The sequence below is a fragment of the Candidatus Thermoplasmatota archaeon genome (assembly GCA_029907305.1).
Lineage (GTDB): Archaea > Thermoplasmatota > E2 > DHVEG-1 > DHVEG-1 > JARYMC01.
Map to the genome: position 1 here is coordinate 1 of JARYMC010000071.1, position 8,042 is coordinate 8,042.

Annotated in this window: 5 protein-coding genes; all 5 read left to right on the forward strand. The window is 33.8% G+C overall.

Annotated elements, in window-relative coordinates; translation table 11 throughout:
* The first annotated feature begins 227 nt into the window (after nt 1-227).
* The 5 genes from nrdR (at nt 228) to trxB (ending at nt 7,848) form a co-directional block, all read left to right on the forward strand.
* Nucleotides 228-695 (forward strand): transcriptional regulator NrdR, encoded by a 468-nt coding sequence (nrdR, locus tag QHH19_05805; protein MDH7517841.1) that lies wholly within the window; start codon nt 228-230, stop codon nt 693-695.
* A gap of 3 nt (nt 696-698) precedes the next feature.
* Entirely contained in the window at nt 699-5,693 is a 4,995-nt protein-coding gene (locus QHH19_05810; GenBank protein ID MDH7517842.1) for a ribonucleoside triphosphate reductase, read from the forward strand.
* Entirely contained in the window at nt 5,690-6,382 is a 693-nt protein-coding gene (locus QHH19_05815; protein ID MDH7517843.1) for an anaerobic ribonucleoside-triphosphate reductase activating protein, read from the forward strand. Before QHH19_05810 ends, QHH19_05815 begins: the two co-directional genes overlap by 4 nt.
* Nucleotides 6,383-6,471: 89 nt before the next feature.
* A complete protein-coding gene (locus tag QHH19_05820; protein ID MDH7517844.1) occupies nt 6,472-6,900 on the forward strand; it encodes a DUF1893 domain-containing protein in 429 nt (142 codons plus the stop codon).
* A gap of 27 nt (nt 6,901-6,927) precedes the next feature.
* Nucleotides 6,928-7,848 carry a thioredoxin-disulfide reductase gene (gene trxB / locus QHH19_05825; protein MDH7517845.1) on the forward strand — a complete coding sequence of 307 codons (921 nt, stop codon included), beginning with the start codon at nt 6,928-6,930 and terminating at the stop codon, nt 7,846-7,848.
* Nucleotides 7,849-8,042: the final 194 nt, after the last annotated feature.

Below are 8,042 nucleotides of genomic sequence, written 5' to 3' on the forward strand. Positions count from 1 at the left end.
TCGATATTCTCTTGGTGTTGAGGGAACACCGGCATCATTTTATTTATGAAATGTTAGCGATGCCGGTTGACAGTACATATTTAGACAATCTAAGAATCTTTAAAAAAACAGTCTAATTTTTAGTAAAACAGAAAACTTTAAAAACCCTAGATTCATACAATACAATGTAGATAACAATTTTTAAAATACAATATATTGTATCTACATGCTATCTGGTGTGATGGAATATGAACTGTCCATACTGCAACCACATTGAATCCAAAGTCACAGACTCAAGAGACACAGGAAAATACTCAATACGCAGACGACGAGAATGCCTGAAATGCGGCAAAAGATTCACAACCTATGAATCCATTGAAATGGAACCACTTTACGTAATAAAAAAAGACGGACGACGAGAAAAATTCGATAGAAATAAAATCAAAAACGGCATAATGAAAGCCCTCGAAAAACGCCCAATAAGCCACGAAAAAATAGACGAAATAGTCGACTCAATAGAAGAAAAAATAAGACGCTGCGGAAAAGAAGAAGTCGAAACATCACTCATAGGGGAGTATGTGATGGAAACACTAAAACAAGTTGACCATGTCGGATACATAAGATTCGCATCAGTATATAGATCATTTACCGATGTTAACTCATTCGAAAAAGAGGTTAAAAACTTAATGAAACAAACAACAAAAAAGGAGAAATAAAAGATGATAAGAAAAATTAGGAAAAGAGACGGAAGAGTTGTTGATTTCAACCCCATAAAAATAACAGAAGCTATCTGGAAAGCAGCACAAGCAGTCGGCGGAAAGGATTACAAAAAAGCAGTAGAACTAACAGACAAAGTAATACAAATGCTTGAAAAAACACTAAAAAAAGGAGAAATACCAACAGTCGAACAGGTACAAGATATTGTTGAAAAAACACTAATTGAAGAAGGACACGCAAAAACAGCCAAAGCCTACATACTCTATAGAAAACAACACCAAGACATAAGAGAAATAGGAGGCCTACTAAAAGACATAGACATAGTAGATGGCTACCTTAGCATGATGGACTGGAAAGTACAAGAAAACAGCAACATGGCCTACTCCCTACAAGGATTAAATGTTTACGCAACAGAAAATATTATTTCTCATTACTGGCTTAATAAAATTTATCCCCCAGAAATAGGCGAAGCACACACAAAAGGATCATACCATATTCATGACCTTGGTACACTCGGGGCATATTGCGTAGGATGGGATCTAAAAGATTTATTATTATTGGGATTCCGAGGTGTTTCAGGTAAAATAGAAAGTAAACCAGCAAAACACTTTAGCACAGCACTAATGCAGGTTGTAAACTATCTTTACACGCTACAAGGTGAAGCAGCTGGTGCACAAGCACTATCAAACTTTGACAGCTTACTTGCACCATTTATTAGATACGATGGTTTGAGTTATAAAGATGTAAAACAAGAAATGCAGAAATTTCTTTTCAACATGAATGTGCCGACACGAGTAGGCTTCCAAAGCCCATTCAGCAACTGTACCCTAGATCTTACAGTTCCCAAATACATGATGGATGAACCTGTGATAATTGGTGGAGAGTTAAAAGATGATACTTACAGTGATTTTGTTGATGAAATAGGCATGTTTAATCGAGCATTTGCCGAGGTAATGTATGAAGGTGATGCTAAAGGAAGGCCTTTTACATTTCCAATCCCGACATATAACATTACAAAGAATTTCAATTGGGACGATGATTCGTTAGATCCTATATGGGATATGACTGCAAAATATGGTGCACCATATTTCTCAAATTTTATTAATTCAGATATGAAACCAGAGGATGCAAGAAGTATGTGCTGCAGATTACGTTTAGACAACAGAGAACTGAGAAAACGTGGTGGCGGATTATTTGGTGCGAATCCAAAAACAGGTTGTTATGATGAAAAAACCGAGGTACTTACTGAAAATGGTTGGAAATTTTTTAAAGATGTAAATAAAAATGAAAAAGTATTTACTTTAACTAAAAATAATGAAATCAAATTACATAAACCAATAAGATTTTTTGAATATGATTATGATAATGAAATGTATCATTTTAAAACAAGATCTCTTGATTTACTAGTTACTCCAAATCATCGAATGTTGGTAGATAATACATGGACTAAAGAAAGAAAATTTGTAGAGGCAAAAGATTTCAAACCTAATACTCACCGCATCCCTAAACGAGGCATTTGGAATTGTTCAAAGAAAAAATTCTTTGAATTACCACCCGTATCAATCTTAGGTGGTTCAGGTCCTACTTCGCGTTTTTCTGATGAAGAAATAGAAGATATAAAGTTAGAAAAAAGAAACGGAAAAAGCATCTATCAACTTGCCAAGAAGTACAATTGTAATCCTGTAACTATTCATAATATTTGTAAAAATTCTAAATATGGTAATAGAGAAAGAGTAAGAGTTAGATATGAAACCTCTCCTTTAAAAATAAAAATCGATAATTGGTTGAAGTTTTTTGGTTTCTGGTTGGCAGAAGGATCTACAGACAATGAAAAAATTGCAAAAAGCCATGGGTATAGGACAGTAATCTCCCAAGTCAATAAACAAAAAAGAAAAGAAATTATGAAAGTGTTGGACTCTTTGCCATTTAATTACACTTTAGAAGATGAAACTTATTTTGTTATCTGTAATAAACAACTTTGGTCTTATCTAAGACAGTTTGGTGATAAATATACTAAGTTCATTCCACGTGAAATCAAAGAACTGGATAGGAAAAAATTGAAAATTTTATTTGATTGGATGGTGAAAAGGGATGGGTATATACGTAAGAGCAACGGGCAAATCAATTATTGGACAGCTTCTAAAAAATTAGCAGATGATATACAAGAAATTGTTATGAAAATAGGTTGGCTTGCTACAATAAAGGCAGAGAATAGAAATGTTTCTAACATAAAAGGCAGAAAAGTAACTTCAGGGACTGTGTATACAATTGGTGTTCATCGAAAATCTAAACATTTTAGATTAAGGGAGAACAGCATATTTAAAAAACACTATAAAGGAAAGGTTTATTGTCTAGAGGTTCCAAATCATACACTTTATGTAAGAAGAAACGGAAAACCTTGTTGGTGCGGGAATTCTATTGGTGTTGTAACTATAAACATGCCACAAATCGGTTATCTATCAAAAGATGACAACGAGTTTTTTGAAAGACTAGATAAACTGATGGAACTTGCAAAACAGAGCCTTGAAATAAAAAGAGAGGTTATTGAAAACCTTACATTCAGTGGTTTACATCCATATTCACGTTTCTATCTCAGCGACGTCAAAAAAACATTTGGTGAATACTGGAAAAATCATTTCTCTACAATTGGTCTGATTGGTATGAATGATGCTTTGCTTAATTTTATGAACAAAAGCATAGGAGATAAGGAGGGTAAAGAGTTTGCTGAAAAAGTTTTGGATCACATGCGTGAGAGAATGGCAGATTTCCAGCAAGAAACAGGTAATATTTTTAATCTTGAGGCAACGCCTGGTGAGGGTAGTTTAGCACCTGATGAAAATGTGCTTGTATCTCAAAGCGATCCTCGTTTTGAGGAAATCGGTCCATTAATTGATAATTATTTAGAAAAAAACAAAGATAAAATCCAGATGGTTGGGACCAGTGAGGTTTTAAAGATTCCATACGGTGAAATGTTTACATATGGTTTCAGTAGAAAAAATCAGAAAATCAAGAGATATCCTGTAACTGCCCTTGTAAGGCATCGTGGAAAATCAATGTATAGTATTACAACTGCATCTGGTAGAAGTATAAAAGTTACTGGACAGCATAGCGTTTTTACATTGAATTCAGAAGGAATACCTAAGGAGGTTTTAGTCAGCGATCTTAGTGTTGGTGCTCATATTGCTGTTCCTAAAAAAATTGAGATAGAAGCAACCAATGAAGAATTTAATCTTATTGAGCTATTTAAAAAATCTTCATTTAATAAATATCTATATGGTATCTTTCCAATTTCTTATATTGAAAGATTGATTGCGGATGACGATGTTAAAAAATGGTGCAATAAACATTACAAGTTTAAATGGAGCTCTGTAAAATCGTTATGGAGGAAAAGAAAGATTATCCCATTAAAATTAATATATGATTTGAATATTAAAATAGACAGAGAGATTTTGATATCTTCAAAGATATTTTACAGATATTCTAAAAACACCAAACCAATTAATGCTATAATACCAATTAGTGAAGATTTTGGTTTTATTGTAGGATGTCTGCTTTCAGAGGGTTGGCTAGCTGAAAGAATCGAGTTTAGTAATACCGATAAAAATTTTGCTGATAAATTCTTCAAGTCTGTCGAAAAAATTTTTGGGAATGAGTCTGTTCATATTGCTTACTATAAAAGAAAAAAACCTCGAAAAATTAGGTATGTAGTAACATTAAGCAAATCAATTGGCCTATTCTTTAGAGAGATTGGTTTACAAGGTAAGAGCAATGAAAAACAAGTACCAAATTTTATTTTTTCGTCAAATCTTGATTGTGTGACAGGACTTTTAAGAGGATATTATCTAGGCGATGGATCGTTTTATAAAAATATAGAAAAAAATGATTATTCTGTTGATCTATATTCTAGCTCTAAAAAGTTGATTGATGGTCTTAATTTATTATTTTTACGTTTTGGGATTTTAACAAAAATTAGAGAGGACAAAAAATCAAAATATAACTCCAGATGGAATGATAATTACTGCATATCAATCACTGGCGCCGAAAATTTGGAGATATTTTTTGCAAATATACTAAAAGAGAAATCACAATTGGGTAAGATACATTCTGGAGGATATACTATTTCCGAGATTCCAAAAATAATAAAACAGATAATGCAGAGACATGGAATAAAACCAAGTGATTTGAATATCTGTAAAGATAGCATAAATAAAAATATTAGGATAAATAGAATCAGTAATCAGTATCTGCATGAAATTATTCAAAAACTCTCTAATAGTATAAAAGAAAAAGATGAAGCACTTGATCAACTAAAAATATTGGCAACTTCAGATATTTACTGGGATAAAGTTAAGGAGATTAAAAGATTAAAACCAACAAGATACGTTTATGATTTTGAAGTCGACGTTAAAGATGATTTTGTAAATAATTTCCTTGGCGGAAGCGGACTAGTATGCCTTCACAACACAAGTTATCGTCTACCAAAAATTGATAAGGCGAATTATCCAGATATTAGAATTTATAACCAAGAAAAATACAATGGTGGACGTAGGGGCGAGGTTGAGCCTTATTATACAAACTCAACACAATTACCGGTTGGTTATACATCAGATGTTTTTGAGGCTCTTGATCTGCAGGATTCTTTGCAGTCAAGATATACTGGTGGGACTGTTCTTCACGTGTTTTTAGGGGAGGATAGCCCTTCACCTGAAGCAGCTAAGAAACTTATTAGAAAGATTGCAGAAAACTATACTCTGCCATACTATACTTTAACACCGACTTTTTCCGTTTGTCCTGATCATGGTTATATTGCTGGTGAACATCAAACATGTCCCACATGTGAAGCACAAAAAAAGACAACAGCTTGTGAGGTTTACTCTAGAGTTGTAGGTTATTTACGCCCTGTTAATCAATGGAACCGTGGTAAACAGCAGGAGTTTAGGGATAGAAAAATGTTTAATACAATGGAAAAGAAAACAAGGGTTGCTGTTGCTAAATGAGAATAGGTGGTTTTCAAAAAACATCATTGTTGGACTACCCGGATTTAATTAGTGCTATTATTTGGACCGTTGGATGCAATTTTCGTTGTCCTTTCTGCTATAACAGAGACCTCGTGTTTGGAGAGACAGGGTTATATTCTGAGGGAGAAATATTTTCTTTTCTTGAAAAAAGAAAGGGTTTGCTTGAGGGTCTTGTTATAACTGGTGGTGAACCGCTGTTGCAGAATGACATCGTGATGTTTGCGGAGAAAGTCAAAAAACTAGGTTATTTAATAAAAATTGATACAAACGGTTTTTATCCTGAGAAACTAAAAGAGCTAATTGACAAAAAACTGGTTGATTATGTAGCAATGGATGTAAAGGCGCCGAAGGATAAATATAATCAGCTTGCTGGTGTGAAAACAGATGTTTCTAAAATTGAAAAATCCATCGGGATTATAAAAACTGATGCACCTGATTATGAGTTTAGAACAACCTTTGTTCCAGAGCTTCTTAAAAAGGAGGATATAGTCGAGATAGCAAAATGGCTGGATGGTGCTAAAAGGTTTTATCTTCAGCAGTTCAAGAATAACCCGCCTTTGGTATCTTCTAAACTAGATAATGTTACTTCTTATCCAAAAGAATATTTAACTGAAACTTTAGAGACAATAAAACCATTTTTCAAAGACTGCTGTATTCGAGGGGTCTAAATAATTCATAAAAACTAGGTTTTTTAAACAACAACGTCATTAACAATATTTTGCCTTTGGGGGAATAAATCATTCAGAATATCGAAAACATTGAGTTAACTAGAGAATTACTTTTAGGGTCTGACTATTATTTCGTAGTTGTAAAAAATGGCATTCTGTTAACTGGGAAACAAGGAGGAGGAATCAAACCTATTATAGAAGCAATAGATGATTTAGGCGAAAATATACAAGGTTCTACAGTTGGTTGTAGAATTCTTGGTAAAGCATCTGCTCTTCTCTGTGCATATGCGAAGGTAGCTGGTGTATATACGCCGCAGGCAACAAAGAAAGCTATCGCAGTTTTGATAAGAGCGAATATTCCAGGGCGAGCAGATCAGATAATACCTCATGTGAAGGATAGAGGAAATACTGATGTTACTGATGTTTCTCGGTTTGAAAATATGGTGATAAACATTGATTCACCTGAGGAGGCATATAATATTTTGAAAAACACCTATAAAAATATAATAAAAAGATAAATATTGATTAGTTATTTGGAGTACAGAATGGATTATGAACTAGCTATTATTGGTGCAGGTCCTGCAGGTTATTCCGCTGTAATTTATGCGGTTAGATCAGGGATAAAAACTGTTGTTATAGACAAGGGCATGGGTGGTGGTCTAGCAAGTTTGTCACCCAAGATTGAGAACTATCCAGGTTTCGAATCAATATCTGGACTTGACCTTATGGAGAAGATGAAGCAGCATGCTAGTAAATACACTGACATCCATTTTGGTGAAGAAGTAAAAAAAATTGAGAAAAATGGTGATAAATTTAGGGTTATAACTAGTGATAAAACATACACTGTAAAAGCTGTTGTTTTATGTACAGGAACAGATTATCGGAAGTTCAATGTACCTGGTGAGAAGGAACTAACAGGTAAAGGTGTTTCTTATTGTGCAACATGTGATGGTTTCTTTTTCAAAGGGAAAAAAGTCGCTGTTATTGGTGGTGGGAACTCAGCTCTCATCGAAGCAATTTTTTTGAAACAGATAGGATGCAAAGAAGTATTTTTGATTCACAGGCGTGACCAGTTACGCGCTGAACAAGCCTATCAAAATGAAGCAGTAGCAAATGGTGTGAAAATAGTTTTTAACACACATGTTGAAAGTATTCATGGAGCTGAAAAAGTTGAATATCTGCAAGTTCGTAATGTAAAGACAAACCAAAAATCCAAAATTTTTGTTGACGGGGTTTTTATTTCAGTTGGTGAAGAACCACAAAACATGCTTGCTAAACAACTTGGTGTAAAACTTGATGAAAAAGGCTTTGTTATAGTTGATAAACAGCAGAGAACAAACATTAAAGGTGTATACGCAGCTGGTGATATCACTGGTGGTCTAAGACAGGTTATTACAGCCTGTGCAGAGGGTGCTATAGCTGCCCTTACTTCAACAGAAGTCCTTGGTAAAAAATACCCATATTAAATATATCATTTTGTCTCCAAATTCTATAATCTTGTTAAACATCAGAAAATTATATTAACTTATTTTATATTAATCCCGAAAATCATATATGCCCATAATGCCACACTAACCTTATAATCAGTACTTCGGAAAGTACAATCGTAAATATTTTTAACCTATAACTTCATTGATTTTTTTGGGAAGATGGGATGAGA

Coding starts and splice junctions, on each gene's coding strand:
- nrdR (MDH7517841.1), top strand. CDS start 228: ATGAACTGTCCATACTGCAACCACATTGAATCCAAAGTCACAGACTCA.
- QHH19_05810 (MDH7517842.1), top strand. CDS start 699: ATGATAAGAAAAATTAGGAAAAGAGACGGAAGAGTTGTTGATTTCAAC.
- QHH19_05815 (MDH7517843.1), top strand. CDS start 5,690: ATGAGAATAGGTGGTTTTCAAAAAACATCATTGTTGGACTACCCGGAT.
- trxB (MDH7517845.1), top strand. CDS start 6,928: ATGGATTATGAACTAGCTATTATTGGTGCAGGTCCTGCAGGTTATTCC.